Here is a 531-nt window from a genome sequence, read left to right as displayed (position 1 = left end):
ACCGTCACCTCCCTGCGGCCGGTTTGGCGTGAGGTGCTGGCCGCTTCGTACCGGGCGTTGGAGAGCAGCGTCGCGGGGGTGCGGGACGGGCAGTGGGACAACGGCACGCCGTGCTCGGAGTGGACGGTCACCCAGGTGGTTCAGCACGCGGCGGGCGACCAGCTCGGCTACGCGATGATGCTGGGGGTCGGAAGCGGTCCGGCCTACGACCCCTTCTCGCCTTCCGGGGTTGTCGACGGCACCGCGGCGGAGCTGGTGAAGGACGCCGTCGAGCGGGCCGCGGCGGCGTGGGCGGCGGTGTCCGACGACACCGAGACGGTTGCGACGCCGCTGCCGCACGGTGATCTGCCCACTTCGGTCGCGGCGGTGATGTGCGCGCTCGACGCCGCCGTGCACGCGTGGGACATCGCGATCGCCACGGGCCGGCCGTCCCCGCTGGACGACGAGCTCGCGGGCCACCTGCTCACGGCCGCGCGGGGAATCGTCGAGCCGCTGCGCCAGTGGGGCGCCTACGCTCCCGTGGTCGAGGCC

1 protein-coding gene is annotated in these 531 nt (G+C 74.0%); it reads left to right on the top strand.

What is annotated here, in order from left to right:
- Nucleotides 1–33: 33 nt before the first annotated feature.
- Nucleotides 34–531, top strand: a 498-nt coding sequence (locus tag ACFP1K_RS41265; RefSeq protein ID WP_380764076.1) for a TIGR03086 family metal-binding protein, incomplete at its 3' end; no start/stop codon positions are given.

The organism is Sphaerisporangium aureirubrum, assembly GCF_042658925.1.
In the GTDB taxonomy this organism is placed as follows: domain Bacteria; phylum Actinomycetota; class Actinomycetes; order Streptosporangiales; family Streptosporangiaceae; genus Sphaerisporangium; species Sphaerisporangium aureirubrum.
Note: the sequence above shows the minus strand (reverse complement) of the source record. Positions and strands in the feature narration are given on the sequence as shown.